This window comes from Marinovum sp., assembly GCF_034669705.1.
In the GTDB taxonomy this organism is placed as follows: Bacteria; Pseudomonadota; Alphaproteobacteria; order Rhodobacterales; family Rhodobacteraceae; genus Marinovum.
On record NZ_JAXMOR010000056.1, the window covers coordinates 1 to 16,601 of the forward strand.

Here is a 16,601-nt window from a genome sequence, read left to right on the forward strand (position 1 = left end):
CTGCCGCGGCCCGCCCCGCGCCGGTCGCCAGCCACGGCGCCGCGGCCCCGCGCCCCGCTGCTGCCCCCTCCCCTGCCGTGCAGAGGGGGGCTGTTTCCGCGCCGGACCCGGTGTCAGACGACGAGGAGCCGCGCAATATCTTCATCGACGACAGCTCGGGCTTCGTCACCCCCGACGAGGACGAATGGGCGGTCACCGAACCTGCGCCCACCCAAGCCCCGCGCGTCATCCCGGCCGAGCCCAAGAAGGTGGTGCAGCATTCGGTGCGCAAGCCTGCGCCGATGTCGAAACGCGCCCGGGCCGAGGCGCAGCCCGAACTGGGTTTCGACCCCGCCGATGCGGAGTACGAACTGCCGCCGCTGTCGCTGCTCAGCGACCCGGCGCTGATCGAACGCCATGTGCTTTCGGACGAAGCGCTCGAGGAAAACGCGCGGATGCTGGAATCGGTGCTCGACGACTATGGCGTCAAGGGCGAGATCGTCTCGGTCCGCCCCGGCCCGGTGGTCACCATGTACGAGCTGGAACCGGCGCCGGGCCTCAAGGCCAGCCGGGTGATCGGCCTCGCCGACGATATCGCGCGCTCGATGTCGGCGCTCTCGGCGCGGGTCTCGACCGTGCCGGGCCGCTCGGTGATCGGCATCGAACTGCCCAACGAGAAGCGCGAGATGGTGTCGTTCCGCGAGATCCTCTCTGGCCGCGACTATGGCGATGGCAACCGCACCCTGCCGCTGGCGCTGGGCAAGGACATCGGCGGCGATCCGATCGTCGCCAACCTCGCCAAGATGCCCCACCTGCTGATTGCCGGGACCACCGGCTCGGGGAAATCGGTGGCGATCAACACGATGATCCTGTCGCTGCTCTACAAACTCAGCCCCGACGATCTGCGGCTGGTGATGATCGATCCCAAGATGCTGGAACTCAGCGTCTATGACGGCATCCCGCACCTGCTGTCGCCGGTGGTGACCGACCCGAAGAAGGCCGTGGTGGCGCTGAAATGGGTCGTGGGCGAGATGGAGGAACGCTATCGCAAGATGTCCAAGATGGGCGTCCGCAACATCGACGGCTACAACTCCCGCGTCTCGGACGCGCAGGCCAAGGGCGAGATGTTCTCGCGCACCGTGCAGACCGGCTTTGACGACGACACCGGCGAACCGGTGTTCGAGACCGAGGAATTCGCGCCCGAGAAGATGCCCTTCATCGTCGTCATCGTCGACGAGATGGCCGACCTGATGATGGTCGCAGGCAAGGAGATCGAGGCCTGCATCCAGCGTCTGGCGCAGATGGCGCGGGCCTCGGGCATTCACCTGATCATGGCCACCCAGCGGCCCTCGGTCGACGTCATCACCGGCACGATCAAGGCCAACTTTCCGACCCGGATTTCCTTCCAGGTGACCTCGAAGATCGACTCGCGGACCATTCTGGGCGAGCAGGGGGCCGAGCAGCTGCTGGGCATGGGCGACATGCTCTACATGGCGGGCGGTGCCAAGATCACCCGCTGCCACGGGCCGTTCTGCTCGGACGAGGAGGTCGAGGAGATCGTCAACCACCTCAAGGCCTTCGGCCCGCCGGATTACGTCTCTGGTGTGGTGCAGGGGCCCGATGACGACAAGGCCGACAATATCGACGCGGTTCTGGGCCTCAACACCGGCGGCAACACCAACGGCGAGGATGCGCTCTATGATCAGGCGGTGGCGATTGTCGTCAAGGATCGCAAGTGCTCGACCTCCTACATTCAGCGCAAGCTGGCGATCGGCTACAACAAGGCCGCGCGTCTGGTGGAACAGATGGAGGACGAGGGGGTTGTCTCACCGGCCAATCATGTGGGCAAACGCGAGATCCTTGTGCCGGAACAGGCTTGACGCGGGCCGGGGCCCGAAACCGGGCCGGCTCTCACGGCAAGGTGAGCACCGATGCGCCGGAGATGCCTGGCAGGGGCCTTGCGGGTGCTTACATGAAGGGTCTGGTGGCCGTGATATCGCATAACATCGCGATATGGCCGATAGTGACGGCAGAAAAAACGAGTGAGACACATCCCCATGCGCGCATTCAAGCCCCTCATCCTCGCCCTCGGCGTCACCCTGGCGGCGCTGCCGGCGGCGGCCGAGAAACTGTCACTCGGGCAGATCTCCGGCTACCTCAACCAGCTGCAGCAGGCCAAGGGATCCTTCACCCAGATCAACGACGACGGTTCGATCTCGACCGGCACGATTTCGCTGCGCCGGCCCGGCATGGCGCGGTTCGACTACAACCCGCCGGCCAAGGCGCTGGTTCTGGCCTCTGGCGGCGAGGTGGCAATTTTTGACAAGAAAGTCGGCAGCGCGCCCGAACGCTATCCGCTGGGCGACACGCCGCTGAGCATCATCCTCGCGAAATCGGTGGATCTGACGCGCTCGGGGATGGTGACCTCGCATACCTATGACGGCACCTCGACGGTGGTGCGCGCGCGCGATCCGCGGCGGCCCGAGATCGGCACCATCGATCTGGTGTTCACCGGCAACCCGGTGGAACTGCGGCAATGGGTGATCCGCGATGACGCCGGCGGCGAGACCACGGTGATCCTCGGCGAATTGGACAAATCGGCGCGGCTGCCGCACAACGTGTTCTCGATCATCCGGGCGATCGAAGGCCTGAACTGACGGGGACGGGCGGCTGGTTTGGCTGGCCTTGTCTTCAGGCACGGAACTGCCAAGGTGATCTAGGTAGCGTCTGAACACGGCAAGATGCATTGCATGGAGAGTGCCAGTGTATGAGCCGCGTGTCGTCGGGCCGCGGTACGGCGATCCGACAACACTGTATGCCAATTTGTCCCGGCAGAATCCGTAGACGCTCCGACCGTAGCGCTAGCACCAGTCAAATCGCCGTGCCGTTCGGGCGGCGTCATTCCGCAGGCATGGCTCCGGCATGACGATGCGCGGCGGGCCCGCAGCCCGCTGTCAACGCGCGGCGACCTTTCAACCCCTGCCACCGTGCCACCAGCCCTACAGACCCGTCTTGCGCAGCACCTCCGACAGGATCGGGGCCAGCCGCTCGGCCCAGGCCTTCTGGGTGGCCTCCTCGGCGATCAGGTCGTTGCGGATCTCGACCAGCACGTTGGGCAGCCCCATTGAAAGCGCGTGCCGCTCGATGCTGTCGCCCGGCAGGTGGCCGGAATAGGGCACATTGCCCGCCACACAGAGGTCGGGCTCCTGCTGCAGCCGCTCGATCAGCGGCAGCGCCAGGCGGGCGTCATGGGCATAAAGGATGCCGATGTGCCACGGCCGGGGCGGGCGCGCCTGAAGCTGCGGGGTGAAGGAATGCACCGCGCAGATCGCCGTGTCGGGCCGGCGCGCGGCCAGCCGGTAGTACTCCGCGTGATAGGGCCGGTGATAGGCATCGAGCCGACGCTCGACCTCGGCCGCATCGGCATGGCGGTTGGCGGGGATGATGGTGCCGTCATAGAGCTTCATCAGCAGGGTCGGATCGTCCTCGCCGCGATTCGGATCGATCACCAGCCGCGAGAAATCGGCAAACAGCGCCGGCGAATCCAGCAGCCGCCCCAGGTGTCGCGTCACCCCCAGCGCACCGGGGTCAAATGCGATGTGGCGCCGCATGTCCCGGGCCGCGAGGCCGAGATCGCCGCCGTTCACCGCCTCTGGCACGGTATTGGTCGCGTGGTCGCAGGTGATCAGCCATCTGCCCGGCCGATCGGCGCCTTCTGTCCAATAGGGGTGGAAGCTCATGTCATCCCTTCGTATTGTGGCCGGGGAGTTGTACCGCGCCTCTTGCTTGCCTGCGAGGCCGAAGTGGTGCATAGAGCGGGGGAAGAGCGTTAGCGATAACATCGCCAGTCACGCGCGATGTGTCCGTCAATTACGAAAGGGCCTGATGCGCCATGAAACGCGACCGCAAGGTTAAGATCGTCGCCACACTTGGACCGGCGTCCAACGATTACGACATGATCCGCAAGCTGCACGAAGCCGGCGCGGATGTGTTCCGCCTCAACATGAGCCACGGCTCTCACGAAGAGATCGCCGAGCGGCACAAGATCATCCGCCAGGTCGAAAAGGATCTCGACAGCCCGATCGCCATTCTCGCCGACCTTCAGGGTCCGAAACTGCGCGTCGGCACCTTCGGTGACGGTCCGCAGGACCTGCAGGAGGGCGCCAGCTTCCGGCTCGACCTCGATCCGGCGCCGGGCGACATCAACCGGGTCTGCCTGCCGCACAAGGAGATCTTTGCCGCCCTCGAGACGGGCGCGCATCTGCTGGTCAATGACGGCAAGATCCGCCTCAAGGTCGACAACTGCGGCGCCGATTTCGCCAACTGCACGGTGATCACCGGCGGCGTGATCTCGGATCGCAAGGGCGTCAACGTGCCCGACGTGGTGCTGCCGCTGGCGGCGCTGTCGGAAAAGGACCGCAAGGACCTCGAGTTCGTCGCCGAACTGGGCGTCGACTGGATGGCGCTGAGCTTCGTGCAGCGGCCCAAGGACGTCTGGGAAGCGCGCGAGCTGATCAACGGCCGCGCCGCGGTGCTGTCGAAGATCGAGAAACCCGCCGCGGTGACCAACTTCGACGAGATCCTCGATGCCTCTGACGGCATCATGGTGGCGCGTGGCGACCTTGGCGTCGAACTGCCGGTGCAGAACGTGCCGCCGATCCAGAAGCGCCTGGTGCGCAAGTGTCGCGCCGCCGCCAAACCGGTGATCGTCGCGACCCAGATGCTGGAAAGCATGATCGAGAGCCCGATGCCGACCCGGGCCGAGGTCTCTGACGTGTCGAACGCCATCTATGAGGGTGCCGATGCGGTCATGCTCAGCGCCGAAAGCGCCGCCGGCGATTACCCGGTCGAGGCTGTCACCACGATGAACAACGTGGCGATCGAGGTCGAAAACGACCCGAACTACACCGACATCATCGAGGCCAGCCGCCGGGCCGAGCGCCACTCGGTCGCCGACGGCATCGTCGCCGCCGCGCGCGAGATCGCCGAGACCACCGAGATCAAGGCGATTTGCTGCTTCACCTCGTCCGGCACCACCGCCTCGCTGGTGGCGCGCGAACGGCCGCGGGTGCCGATCATCGCAATGACCAACCGCCTGCGCACCGCGCGGATGATGGCGCTGACCTGGGGCTGCTACTGCGTGGTGACCGGCGACCTGGAGCGCTTCAAGCAGGCGGTGGTCAATGCCGCCCGCGCGGCGCGTGCCAGCGGCATCGCCAATGAGGGCGACCAGATCGTGGTGACCGCCGGCGTGCCCTTCAACGTGCCGGGCACGACCAACATCCTGCGCGTCGCGCCCTGCGACGAGCGTTTGATCTACAGCACCGACCCGGAGTAGGTTTGGTCCCCGGCAAGGGGGGCACCGCAATGGATTCGGACTTGGCACTGATCGTCGGGATCGCGCTTTTGATCCTGGCGATTCCGTCCTTCCTCTCGGCATTCAGCGAGGGCCGCACCCCGAGGGTGGCGGCCCTTGTTGTCGTTTTGGCCGGTGGGCTGATGGTTTTCGCCTTTGCCAGCCGCCCCGGCGGCTATCGCCTCGATGAGGTGCCCGAGGTGTTCTATGCGGTGGTCGGGCGCTTTCTGTGATCCCGCCTGCGGGCTGCTTTTTCGCTTGGCAATCGGGGCCAGCCGGCCTATACGGCGCCTTCCATCGCGCGGCCGGCCTGAGTGGCATGCCGAGTCGCGCGCATAGTTCCGGACTTAAAGGAGACCGAAATGCCCAAGATGAAGACGAAATCGAGCTGCAAGAAGCGGTTCAAGATCACGGCGAAAGGCAAGATCAAGGCCGGCCAGGCGGGCAAACGCCACGGCATGATCAAGCGTTCCACCAAGTTCATCCGCGATGCCCGTGGCACGCAGGTTCTGTCGAAGGCTGATGAGCAGATCATCAAGCCGATGATGCCCTATTCGCGCTAAGGAGACCTGACACATGGCACGCGTTAAAGGTGGGACCGTTACCCACGCCCGTCACAAGAAAGTCACCAAGGCAGCGAAAGGCTATTACGGCCGTCGCAAGAACACCTTCAAGGTGGCACGCCAGGCCGTCGACAAGGCCAACCAATACGCCACGCGCGACCGCAAGGCGCGCAAGCGTTCGTTCCGCGCGCTGTGGATCCAGCGGATCAACGCCGCTGTCCGCGCATTCGACGAAAACCTGACCTATTCGCGCTTCATCAACGGCCTGACCCTGGCCGGCATCGAAGTCGACCGCAAGGTTCTGGCCGACCTCGCCGTGCACGAGCCCGAGGCGTTCAACGCCATCGCGGCCCAGGCGAAAGAGGCGCTGCCGGCGTAAGTCGGGCAGATCCAGTGATGTTGAAAGGCCGTTCCCTCGGGGGCGGCCTTTTTCGTTGCGGCGCCGGGGGTCGCCACGCCTGCGCGTGTCGACGGGGGGGCTTTGCCCCCCGGGCTTGCCGCCCTCCCCCCAGAAACATTTTTGGCCTGTAGAGGGGCTGTGGGGCGTGCTGGCGCTGACCGCTTGCGCAGGCCCGCATGGGCGGGTAGGTGAGGCGCAAAGCCGAACCGAACCGAGGGCCCTGCGATGGACGACCTGCGCGACAAGTATATTCAGCTGATTGCCGATGCCGGCGAGGAAGCCGCACTCGAGGCGCTGCGGGTGCAGGCCGTCGGCAAGAAAGGCGAGATCAGCCTGAAGATGCGCGAGCTGGGCAAGATGACCCCAGAGGAGCGGCAGGTCATGGGCCCGAAGCTGAATGCGCTGAAGGACGAGATCAACTCGGCGCTGTCCGCCCGCAAGGCCTCGCTGGCAGATGCGGCGCTGGAAGAGCGGCTGCGCGGCGAATGGCTCGACGTGACGCTGCCCGCCAGGGGCCGGCGGCAGGGCAGCATCCATCCGATCAGCCAGGTGCGCGAGGAGGTGACGGCGATCTTTGGCGAGATGGGCTTTTCCGTCGCCGAGGGGCCGCAGATCGACAGCGACTGGTATAATTTCGACGCCCTGAACATCCCCTCGCACCACCCGGCGCGGGCCGAGATGGACACCTTCTACATGCACCGGGCCGAGGGCGACAATCGCCCGCCGCATGTGCTGCGCACCCATACCTCGCCGGTGCAGATCCGCTCGATGGAGAAGCAGGGCGCGCCGATCCGGATCATCGCGCCGGGGCGGGTCTACCGCGCCGACTATGACCAGACCCATACACCGATGTTCCACCAGGTCGAGGGGCTGGCGATCGACAAAGACATCTCGATGGCGCAGCTGAAGTGGACGCTGGAGGAATTCCTGCGGGCGTTCTTCGAGGTCGAGGGGGTGGAGCTGCGGTTCCGCGCCTCGCATTTCCCCTTCACCGAGCCGTCGGCCGAGGTCGATATCCGCTGCTCGTGGGAGGGCGGTCAGCTGAAGGTCGGCGAGGGGGATGACTGGCTGGAGATCCTCGGCTCCGGCATGGTGCATCCGAAAGTTCTGGAAGCCGGCGGGATCGATCCGAACGCGTGGCAGGGCTTTGCCTTTGGCATCGGCATCGACCGGATCGCGATGCTGAAATACGGCATTCCCGACCTGCGGGCCTTCTTTGACAGCGATCTGCGATGGCTGCGGCATTACGGCTTCGGCGCGCTGCAGCAGCCGAACCTGCATGGCGGGCTGAGCGGCTGAGGTCCGCGTCCCGGGCCTGAGCCGGACCTCCACGTTGGTCACCACGCAGGCGGAGAGGCCCCGGATCATGTCCGGGGCGGGCCCGGTATTGGGTTCTGCCGGACCGGGTTGCCCGGTCCAAAGGATCGAGACACCGCGAGCGGGAGGCCCGTGAAAGGGCTGGATCAGACCCGGCGCCCGCGCGGTCTGGGGTCAGCGGGCGCGTCCGGCCGCCCGGAGCGCCCGTTCCAATGCATCGAGAAACCGCGAGCGGTCGGCCTTGGAGAACGCCTTGCCGCTGCCTTGGCGAAACGGGTCGGCGGCGCGCAGGTCGGCCATCAGGTCGCGCATCGCCAGTTGCTGGCCGATATTGGCCTCGGTGAAGGCCTCGCCGGTGTGACGCAATACCTGGGCGCCGGCCTCGACGCATTTTGCCGCCAGAGGAATGTCGCCGGTGACCACCACGTCGCCCGGGCCGGCGCGCTCGGCGATCCACATGTCGGCCACATCCGGCCCGTCCGGCACGATCACCACCTCGACCAGCGGGTTCTGCGACAGCCGCAGCCCGCCGTTGGCCACCAGATACATTTGCATCCGGTGTCGGGTGGCGACCTTCTCGACCTCGGCTTTCACCGGGCAGGCATCGGCGTCGACATAGATTGCCATGGCTCAGGCCCGGAGCGCGTCGGCGTGAAAGGCGACATGCTCTTCCATGAAGCTGGCGACAAAATAATAGCTGTGGTCATAGCCCTTCTGCATCCGCAACGCATGTTCGACACGTTTCTCGGCCAGCGCCTGGGCCAGCGCTTCGGTTTTCAGCAGGTCGCCGAACTGGTCGTCGGTGCCGGTGTCGATCAGCACCGGCACGTCGATGCCGTCCTGGCGCATCAGGCGCGAGGCGTCGTGGGCTTCCCAGTCGGCATCCTCGCCGAGGTAGGCGGTGAACTGCTTGCGGCCCCAGTCGCTGTCCGACGGGTTGCAGATCGGCGCAAAGGCCGAGACGCTGGCATAACGGCCGGGGGTCTTCATCGCCAGGGTCAGCGCGCCGTGGCCGCCCATGGAGTGGCCCATGATCGACTGGCGGTCGCGGTCGAGGGGGAATTCGGCAAAGAGCAGCTCTGGCAGCTCGTCGGTGATGTAGCTTTCCATCCGGAAGTTCGGCGCCCAGGGCTCTTCGGTGGCGTCGATGTAGAAGCCGGCGCCCTTGCCCAGGTCGAAGGCGGCGTCGTCGGCCACGTCATCGCCGCGCGGCGAGGTATCGGGAAACACCATGGCGACGCCATATTCGGCGCACCAGGCCTGGGCGCCGGCCTTGGTCATGGCGTTCTCATGGGTGCAGGTCAGCCCCGAAAGGTACCAGATCAGCGGCACCGGGCCGGCCTTGGCCTGCGGCGGCAGGTAGAGGCCGAAGGTCATGTCGCACCGGCAGACCTCTGAGCCATGGGTGGCGACGATCTGGCGGCCGTCGAAGGCGCGGTTTTCTGCGGTGATGTCCATGGGGGTCCCTTGCGTTTGATGGCAGATCGAAGCCGTCGGGTTCGGTGTCGGAGAGAACGCTCTCGGCCGGCGCGCGGTCAAGCGCCCGAGACCCAGGCGATGACATAGGGCAGGGTCACGATCGAGGCGGCGGTGGAGAACAGGATCGCCGCCGAGACCCGCTGCGGGGCCACGCCGTAGTGCTGGGCGAGGATGTAGACGTTGCCCGCCACCGGCAGTGCTGCCGCCGCCACGGCGATGGTGGCGGTGAACGGGTCGAGCGGGAACAGCACGATCACCGCCAAGGCCACCGCGGCCGGGTGCAGCACCAGCTTGCAGACGCTGAGATAGCCCGCCACGCTGACCCGCTCGGCCGATTTCGAGGCCAGCGAGGCGCCGATGGCAAAGAGCGCGCCGGGCGTGGCGGCGCCGCCGAGGATGACGACGAACTCGTTGACCGGCACCGGGAGCGGCGTGCCGAGTGCGGCCCAACCGAGACCCAGCACCATCGAGACGATCATCGGGTTCTTCAGCAGGCCGAGGCCGACGGTGCCCAGCACGGCCAGCGACATGCGGCCGTCCCGCGCGCCGGTGATCAGGATCACGATCAGCGAGGAAAACACGATCAGGTCGACCGCCAGCACCAGCATCACCGGACCGATCGCCGCCTCGCCAAAGAGCACGACGAACATTGGCACGCCGAGAAAGCCGGTGTTGCCGATCACCGCGCATTGCGCCTCGACCGCGGTCTGTTCCAGCCCGATGCGGCGGGCCAGGCCCACGGCGGTGGCCAGCAGGTAGACCGCGAGGCTGCCCAGGAGGTAGGCCAGCACCAGCTGGCTGTCCCAGATTTCGGCCAGCGAGAGATTGGCGGAAAAGCGGAAGATCATCGCCGACAGGGCGAAGTAGAAGATGAATTTGGTGAGATAGGCCGCGGCTTCCTCGGTAAAGAACCGGCTGCGCCCGGCGCCGTAGCCCAGGGCGATGATTGCAAAGAACGGCAGGGTCTTGAGGAAGATGGCCAGCATGAGGCAAGGGGTATCATCTGGAACGGCGGGGTCAATTTGAAAGGCGCCGCGCCGCGATGCGGCGGGACTTCCCGGGACTTCGCGTGGCGCGATGCGAGGTTTCGGGCATGGGGCCGGCTTGCGGTGAGGCCCCGGCGCGAGGCCGGGGCGGGCGCGGGAGGGCGTCGAGCGGGGTTCGCTCCAAGTGCCGCGTCCCGGGCTTGACCCGGGACCTCGCGCCACCGGGTGTCAGCTATCGGGAACTCCATGGCGTGGGCGAGGCCCCGGCGCGGTGTCATCGGGACACTCCGGTCAAGACGCCGCATGCCCGCCCCGAAGCGCCCTAGCCCGAGCCGATCAGCACCCCGGCGGCAAACACCAGCGCGCCGCCCAGCACCACCTGAAAGGCCGCGCGCAGCATCGGGGTCTCCATGAAGCGGTTCTGGATCCAGGCGATCGCCCAGAGCTCGACGAAGACCACGAGGATCGCCACCGTGGTCGCGGTCCAGAAATCCGGGATCAGGTAGGGCAGCGCATGGCCCAGCCCGCCCAGCGTGGTCATCACGCCGGAGGCCACGCCGCGCTTGACCGGTGAGCCGCGGCCCGAAAGCTGACCGTCGTCCGACGCGGCCTCGGTGAAGCCCATCGAGATGCCGGCCCCGACCGAGGCGGCGAGGCCCACCAGGAAGGTGGTCCAGGTGTCCTGGGTGGCAAAGGCGGTGGCGAAGATCGGCGCCAGGGTCGAGACCGAGCCGTCCATCAGCCCAGCCAGGCCCGGCTGCACCCAGGTCAGGAGGAAGCGGCGCCGGGCGGTGCCGCTCTCGCTCTCGGCGGCAGCGCTGTCGAGATGGGTTTCGCTCAGTTGACCGGCGCTGTGCTGGTGGTCGGCCTCGGCGGCGGCCAGATCGCCCAGCAGCTTGCGGGTGCTGGCATCGCTGGCGCGCTTGGCGGCGGCGAGGTAGAAGCGCTCGGCCGCCTGCTCCATTGCCTCGGCCTCTTCGCGGATGCGCTCGAGCCCGAGGTTCTCGACCAGCCAGACCGGGCGGCGGGCATAGTAGCCCGCGACATGCTCGCGCCGGATCAGCGGAATGACCTCGCCGAACCGTGCGCGGTGGGCCTCGATCAGCTGCTGGCGGTGTTCGTCCTCCTCGGCGGCCATGCCATCGAAAACACGGGCGGAATCCGGGAAATCGGCGCGCAGCCGCTCGGCATACATCCGGTAGATCCGCGCGTCGTCTTCCTCGGACGAGATCGCGAGGGCGAGGATTTCCTGTTCCGAGAGATCGGAGAATCGGCGTCTTTGGGTGAGAAATCGCATGGCGTCTTCCGGTTTAGAATTGTTCTAAACATATTCGCACGGATCGGCTTGGCAAGGGGCCTCGGCGCGAAACCTCAGGTTCGGCGCACCGGCTGTCCCTGTGTCATCAGTGCCGCGGCCTCGGCGTCCTCCATGGCGTCTTGGGCGTAGGTAAAGGTGCCGCGGGTCTGGACTTCCTCGGCGGCGCGTTTCAGCGCCCCCAGCGCGGCGCGGGCCATGCTGCCGCCGACGCTGATCCGGCGCACGCCGGCCTCGGCCAGTTCGGCGGTGCTGTAGGACGCGCCCTTGAGCCCCATGACCACATTGACCGGCCGGTCGACCTCGGCGCAGACCGTGCGGATCGCGTCGAGATCGGGCAGGCCGGGGGCATAGAGCACATCGGCCCCGGCCTCGGAAAACGCCTGCAGCCGGGCGATGGTGTCGGCAAGGTCGGGGCGGCCCCAGAGGTAGTTCTCGGCGCGCGCGGTGAGCAGGAAGGGCTGGCCACGGGCGGCCTCGGCGGCGGCGGCGATCCGTTCCGTCGCGTGGCCGGCGTCGTGGATCGGGTGGGCGGCATCGCCGATGGCATCCTCGATCGAGCCGCCGACCAGCCCCGCCGCGATGGCGCGGGTGATCGTCTCGGCGCAGGCTTCTGGGGCGGCGCCGAACCCGTCCTCGAGATCGGCCGAGACCGGCAGATGGGTCGCCTCGACGATGGCGCGGGCATTGCCGAGGATCTCGTCGCGGGTCAGGCAGGCGGCGCTGTCGCGCTTGCCGGCGGAGAAGGCATAGCCGGCGCTGGTGGTGGCCAGCGCGGCGAAGCCCAGCGCGGTGAGAATGCGGGCCGAGCCGGCATCCCAGGGGTTGGGGATGACAAAGGCCCCCGGCCCCTCGTGCAGCGCACGGAACGCAGCAAATCTCGTTGCTTGATCGGTCATGACGGCCTCCTGATCGCAGCCTAGCAGCCCGCTGCCGGTGACGCGACGCCTGGTTGCGGGCTCGCTTGAAACTGAACTGTTTGGTCTATAGCTAGGGGAAAACGGGAGTGGCGAGATGAGCTCAGATGCCAGGCTGGCGGAGGGGGACGAGACCCCCCGGGTGCGCCGCGGCCGCAAATTCGATCAGGTGCTGGCGGGCGCGCGCGAGGTCTTTCTCGCGCAGGGCTTCGAAGGGGCCTCGGTCGATGATATCGCCCGTGCGGCCGGGGTGTCGAAGGCCACGCTCTACAGCTATTTCCCCGACAAGCGGCTTTTGTTCACCGAGGTGGCCTCATGCGAATGCTGTCGCCAGGCCGACCATGCGCTGACGGTGATCGATGCCGAGGCGCCCCCACGCGAGGTGCTGGCGCAATGCGGCCGGCATTTCCTCGGGTTCATCCTGTCGGAGTTCGGCCAGTCGATCTTTCGCATCTGCGTTGCCGAGGCCGAGCGGTTCCCCGACCTCGGCCGGCAATTCTACAATTCCGGCCCGGCGGTGATGCATCGTTCGGTGCGGGAGTACCTGCAGGCCGCGGTGGCGCGGGGCGCGCTGCAGATCGAGGATGTCGACCTTGCGGCGGCGCAGTTCGCCGAGCTCTGCAAGGCCGATCTCTGGCCGCGAATGATCTTCAACGTCGCCACGCGGTTCGAGCCGGAAGAGATCGACCGGGTGATCGAGGGCGCGGTCGAGACCTTCATGGCGCGCTACGGCAGCGCGCCGGCCTGACCCTGCCCCGGACGTGATCCGGGAGCCTGCCCCGGACGTGATCCGGGGTCTCCCGGTGTCAGAGCCGCGGCGCGCATCGGCCAGGCGTCAGGCGGCGAAGAGGTCCCGGATCGGGTCCGGGACGCGGCGGCGCCTCAATCGACGCGGCGCACCATGAGCTGGTTGCCGGCGCCCTTGCGGGTCTCGAAGACCTTGAGCCGCCCGACCAGGTCGCTCAGCTTGCGGTGGCCATAGGAGCGGGTGTCGAAATCCGGGTTGGCGGCGATGATGAACTGGCCGATCTGGCCCAGCGTGTACCATTCGTCGCCCTGTTCGATCCCTTCCATCGCCTTGAAGATCAGGTTGCGCGCCTCGTCGAGCGGCCGGCTCGAGGGGGTCTCGCGCGGCTCTTCCTCGCCGAGATTTTCGAGGAAAATGAACCGTTTGCAGGCCTTGCGGAAGGCATCCGGCGTCTTGCGCTGGCCCATGCCGTAGACCGCGAGCCCCTGCTCGCGGATGCGGCTGGCGAGCCTTGTGAAATCGCTGTCGGAAGAGACCAGCACGAAGCCGTCGAAGCGGCCTGAGTGCAGCAGGTCCATGGCGTCGATCACCAGCGCGATGTCCGAGGCGTTCTTGCCCACGGTATTGGCGGGCTGGTGGTGCGGAACAAGGCCGAACTCGGCCTGAACCCGGGACCAGCCGGCCATCTGCTGCGAGGAGAAATCGCCGTAGCAGCGGCGCACGGAGGCTTCGCCCAGCGTGGCGATCTCGTCGAAGATCGCCTTGGTGAATTTCGGGGATGTATTGTCGGCGTCGATCAGGACGGCGAGGAGATTTGAATCATCTGGCATGCGCGGACCATGGGGCCGGGCGAAGCCGGCGTCAATTCAAAGCGTGCGGGTTTGGGCATTGGCGGGGCTGACTTCGGGGCAGGGTCAATTTGGACACCGAGCGCGTCAACAGCGGCCGTCAGGCCGCCGCGCATCGCCGGGCCGAAGGCATGACGCCGCCCGGACGGCACGGCGATTTGAGTGCCACAAGCGCGACGGCGATAGGTCGTACAGGCTTGGCAGGCATAAAGTGGCATCCACGTCTGCCGCACCGCGGCCCGGCGATGCGCGGCTCCCTGCCTCGAGCGTTGGGGGCAGGGAGCCCGGTGAAGCTGCTGCATTTCGGCAGTCATCGAGTGGTTCTAAAAGGAGCCGAAGACCGGCGCCCCGGCCCCCTGCTGCAAGCGTAGGGTGGGTTTTCAACCCACCGCCGCGCTCAATACACCACCACCGAGCGGATCGATTCCCCGGCATGCATCAGGTCGAATCCCTTGTTGATCTCCTCGAGCGGCAGGGTGTGGGTGATCATCGGGTCGATGTCGATCTTGCCCTCCATGTACCAGTCGACGATCTTGGGCACATCGGTCCGCCCGCGCGCGCCACCAAAGGCCGTACCGCGCCAGACCCGGCCGGTGACCAGCTGGAACGGACGCGTCGAGATCTCGGCCCCCGCCGGTGCCACGCCGATGATGATCGATTCGCCCCAGCCCTTGTGCGCCGATTCCAGCGCCGTGCGCATCACCTGCACGTTGCCGGTGGCGTCAAAGGTGTAATCGGCGCCGCCGCCGGTCAGTTCGACCAGATGGCCCACCAGATCGCCGTCGACCTTCGAGGGGTTGACGAAATCGGTCATCCCGAAGCGCGTCGCCATCTCTTTCTTGTCGTCGTTCAGGTCAACGCCGACGATCTGGTCGGCCCCCGCCAGCCGCAGCCCCTGGATCACGTTCAGCCCGATGCCGCCGAGGCCGAAGACGATGGCGCGCGAACCGATCTCGGCCTTGGCGGTGTAGATCACTGCGCCAATGCCGGTGGTGACGCCGCAGCCGATGTAGCAGACCTTGTCGAAGGGCGCGTCCTTGCGGATCTTGGCCAGCGAAATCTCCGGCAGCACGGTGTAGTTCGAGAAGGTCGAGCAGCCCATGTAATGCAGGATCGGCGTGCCATCGAGCATCGAGAACCGCGAGGTGCCGTCTGGCATCACGCCCTTGCCTTGCGTGGCGCGGACCTTCTGGCAGAGGTTGGTCTTGGGGTGCAGGCAGTACTCGCACTCGCGGCACTCGGCGGTGTAGAGCGGGATCACGTGATCGCCGACTTTCAGGTCCTTAACCCCGGGACCGACCTCGACCACCACGCCGGCGCCCTCATGGCCGAGAATGGCGGGGAACAGCCCTTCGGGGTCGGCGCCGGAGCGGGTGAACTCGTCGGTGTGGCAGATGCCGGTGGCCTTGATCTCGACCAGCACCTCGCCCTCCTTGGGGCCGTCGAGGTTCACCTCCATGATTTCCAGCGGTTTGCCGGCCTCGAGGGCCACGGCGGCTTTGGTGCGCATGATCAGTCTCCCTGCAGAATACGCGCAGACCCTGTGGCAAAGCCCCGGCGGGATCAAGGGCGGCGGGGCGCATTTGCCGATGCGGCCGGGCTTTTCCCCGGTCCTCCCGCAGCGATCCGGTGTATCATGGGGTGGGTCAGGATCGGAGGTTCCATGCAAGACAAGATGTATCGTGGCGGCGGGATGGCGGTGGCCCTGCTGGCGCTGGCCGGCTGCCTGCCGGAGGGGGGCGGGCTGGCGCAGTCGCCGGGGCCCGTGCCGCAGGGAGAGGCGCCGCTCTGCGCGCCGGGGGTCTATGGCGGCCTCGTCGGCAAGCCGGAAGCCGCGGCGGCGGCGGTGCCGGCACCGAAACGCATCCTCGGGCCGGGGCAGATGCGGACCATGGATTACATCCCGGCGCGCACCAATATCCAGATCGACGAGGCGGGCCTCATCTCCCGGGTGTTCTGCGGCTGAGGATGGCTCGACTCCCGGCGCCGGGGCTGGTAGGGTGGGAACATATAGCGAACAAAGCTGCCTGTTCTGCCATGCCCCGCCGACTGCTCTCTCTCTGGTTCCCCCGTCTCGGGGCCGAACGCCTGTTGCGTCAGGCGCGCGGCGAGGCTGCGCTGCACGAGGCGCCCTTTGCGGTGGTCGAGGATATCGGCAACAGCCAGATCCTCTCGTCGGTCTCGACGCAGGCGTCCGAGGCGGGGATCTACAAGGGTCAGCCCCTGCGCGATGCCCATGCTGTCAGCGCCGAGCTGCGCACCGCGCGGCGCAATGCCCATGCCGAGGCGGGGTTTCTGCAGGCGCTGCTGCGCTGGGCCGGCAAGTTTTCCCCCTGGGTGGCCGAGGACGGCGGTGACGGGCTGATGCTCGACGTCACCGGCTGCACGCATCTCTTTGGCGGCGAGGCGGCGCTGTGTGCGCGGATCCTCGAAGAGACCGGCGACATGGGGCTGAGCGCGCGGATCGGCCTCGCCGACAGCCGTGGTGGCGCCTGGGCGCTGGCGCGTTTTGCCGGTCAGGGCGGCGGCCACGCGCGCTCGGGCGATGACATCGACCAGGAGGCCCGCGCCACCCGCTCGCGCGCCGCCAAGCGCCGGCACTGGGAGCGCGGCGGCGCGGCGCCGGCGGGGCGGCAGGCCAGGGTCGAGACCGGCAGCATCGCGCCGCCGGGCCAGACCCGCGGGGCGCTGGC

17 protein-coding genes and 1 pseudogene are annotated in these 16,601 nt (G+C 67.2%); 10 read left to right on the forward strand and 8 right to left on the reverse strand.

What is annotated here, in order from left to right:
• The coding region (locus tag VOI27_RS22735) for a DNA translocase FtsK (protein ID WP_323768884.1) at positions 1-1,859 on the forward strand (1,859 nt) is incomplete at its 5' end.
• A 177-nt stretch (positions 1,860-2,036) separates the two neighbouring features.
• Positions 2,037-2,636, forward strand: a complete 600-nt coding sequence (locus tag VOI27_RS22740; protein ID WP_323768887.1) for an outer membrane lipoprotein carrier protein LolA — start codon at positions 2,037-2,039, stop codon at positions 2,634-2,636.
• 342 nt (positions 2,637-2,978) lie between these two features.
• On the opposite strand, the gene VOI27_RS22745 is transcribed toward VOI27_RS22740, so the two are convergent.
• A complete protein-coding gene (locus VOI27_RS22745; RefSeq protein ID WP_323768889.1) occupies positions 2,979-3,719 on the reverse strand; it encodes an N-formylglutamate amidohydrolase in 741 nt (246 codons plus the stop codon).
• Positions 3,720-3,871: 152 nt separating this feature from the next.
• Between VOI27_RS22745 and pyk the strand changes: the two genes are divergently transcribed.
• The 5 genes from pyk (at position 3,872) to pheS (ending at position 7,597) form a co-directional block, all read left to right on the forward strand.
• Positions 3,872-5,317 (forward strand): pyruvate kinase, encoded by a 1,446-nt coding sequence (gene pyk / locus VOI27_RS22750; protein WP_323768891.1) that lies wholly within the window; start codon positions 3,872-3,874, stop codon positions 5,315-5,317.
• Between the two features lie 29 nt (positions 5,318-5,346).
• Positions 5,347-5,568 carry a hypothetical protein gene (locus VOI27_RS22755; protein ID WP_323768893.1) on the forward strand — a complete coding sequence of 74 codons (222 nt, stop codon included), beginning with the start codon at positions 5,347-5,349 and terminating at the stop codon, positions 5,566-5,568.
• Positions 5,569-5,697: 129 nt separating this feature from the next.
• A complete protein-coding gene (gene rpmI / locus VOI27_RS22760) occupies positions 5,698-5,898 on the forward strand; it encodes a 50S ribosomal protein L35 (RefSeq protein WP_323768895.1) in 201 nt (66 codons plus the stop codon).
• Positions 5,899-5,911: 13 nt separating this feature from the next.
• Positions 5,912-6,277 carry a 50S ribosomal protein L20 gene (gene rplT, locus VOI27_RS22765; protein ID WP_323768897.1) on the forward strand — a complete coding sequence of 122 codons (366 nt, stop codon included), beginning with the start codon at positions 5,912-5,914 and terminating at the stop codon, positions 6,275-6,277.
• A 246-nt stretch (positions 6,278-6,523) separates the two neighbouring features.
• On the forward strand, positions 6,524-7,597 hold the full coding sequence (pheS, locus tag VOI27_RS22770; protein ID WP_323768899.1) for a phenylalanine--tRNA ligase subunit alpha: 1,074 nt from the start codon (positions 6,524-6,526) through the stop codon (positions 7,595-7,597).
• A 192-nt stretch (positions 7,598-7,789) separates the two neighbouring features.
• On the opposite strand, the gene VOI27_RS22775 is transcribed toward pheS, so the two are convergent.
• The 5 genes from VOI27_RS22775 to VOI27_RS22795 form a co-directional block, all read right to left on the reverse strand.
• Complete coding sequence (locus VOI27_RS22775) at positions 7,790-8,242, reverse strand: YaiI/YqxD family protein (protein ID WP_323768901.1); 453 nt, start codon at positions 8,240-8,242, stop codon at positions 7,790-7,792.
• Positions 8,243-8,245: 3 nt separating this feature from the next.
• On the reverse strand, positions 8,246-9,073 hold the full coding sequence (gene fghA / locus VOI27_RS22780) for an S-formylglutathione hydrolase (RefSeq protein WP_323768903.1): 828 nt from the start codon (positions 9,071-9,073) through the stop codon (positions 8,246-8,248).
• A gap of 77 nt (positions 9,074-9,150) precedes the next feature.
• Positions 9,151-10,080 carry an AEC family transporter gene (locus tag VOI27_RS22785; protein WP_323768905.1) on the reverse strand — a complete coding sequence of 310 codons (930 nt, stop codon included), beginning with the start codon at positions 10,078-10,080 and terminating at the stop codon, positions 9,151-9,153.
• Positions 10,081-10,402: 322 nt separating this feature from the next.
• Positions 10,403-11,377 (reverse strand): iron exporter MbfA, encoded by a 975-nt coding sequence (gene mbfA, locus VOI27_RS22790; protein WP_323768907.1) that lies wholly within the window; start codon positions 11,375-11,377, stop codon positions 10,403-10,405.
• Between the two features lie 74 nt (positions 11,378-11,451).
• Positions 11,452-12,294, reverse strand: a complete 843-nt coding sequence (locus VOI27_RS22795) for an isocitrate lyase/phosphoenolpyruvate mutase family protein (protein WP_323768909.1) — start codon at positions 12,292-12,294, stop codon at positions 11,452-11,454.
• A gap of 115 nt (positions 12,295-12,409) precedes the next feature.
• Here VOI27_RS22795 and VOI27_RS22800 point away from each other — a divergent pair, with 115 nt between their 5' ends.
• The gene (locus tag VOI27_RS22800) at positions 12,410-13,060 is read left to right on the forward strand and encodes a TetR/AcrR family transcriptional regulator (RefSeq protein WP_323768911.1); all 651 of its coding nucleotides are present in this window, start codon (positions 12,410-12,412) and stop codon (positions 13,058-13,060) included.
• A 134-nt stretch (positions 13,061-13,194) separates the two neighbouring features.
• Here the strand turns inward: VOI27_RS22800 and VOI27_RS22805 are convergent, their stop codons facing one another.
• Both VOI27_RS22805 and VOI27_RS22810 read right to left on the reverse strand, forming a co-directional pair.
• Positions 13,195-13,890: an NYN domain-containing protein gene (locus tag VOI27_RS22805; RefSeq protein ID WP_323768913.1), complete on the reverse strand. Its 696-nt coding sequence runs from the start codon at positions 13,888-13,890 to the stop codon at positions 13,195-13,197.
• 415 nt (positions 13,891-14,305) lie between these two features.
• Positions 14,306-15,418: an S-(hydroxymethyl)glutathione dehydrogenase/class III alcohol dehydrogenase gene (locus VOI27_RS22810; RefSeq protein ID WP_323768916.1), complete on the reverse strand. Its 1,113-nt coding sequence runs from the start codon at positions 15,416-15,418 to the stop codon at positions 14,306-14,308.
• 153 nt (positions 15,419-15,571) lie between these two features.
• Between VOI27_RS22810 and VOI27_RS22815 the strand changes: the two genes are divergently transcribed.
• Positions 15,572-15,874, forward strand: coding sequence for an I78 family peptidase inhibitor (locus VOI27_RS22815; protein WP_323768918.1), 303 nt, complete (start codon positions 15,572-15,574; stop codon positions 15,872-15,874).
• Between the two features lie 71 nt (positions 15,875-15,945).
• A pseudogene (locus VOI27_RS22820) lies at positions 15,946-16,601 on the forward strand (DNA polymerase Y family protein); the annotation flags it as partial.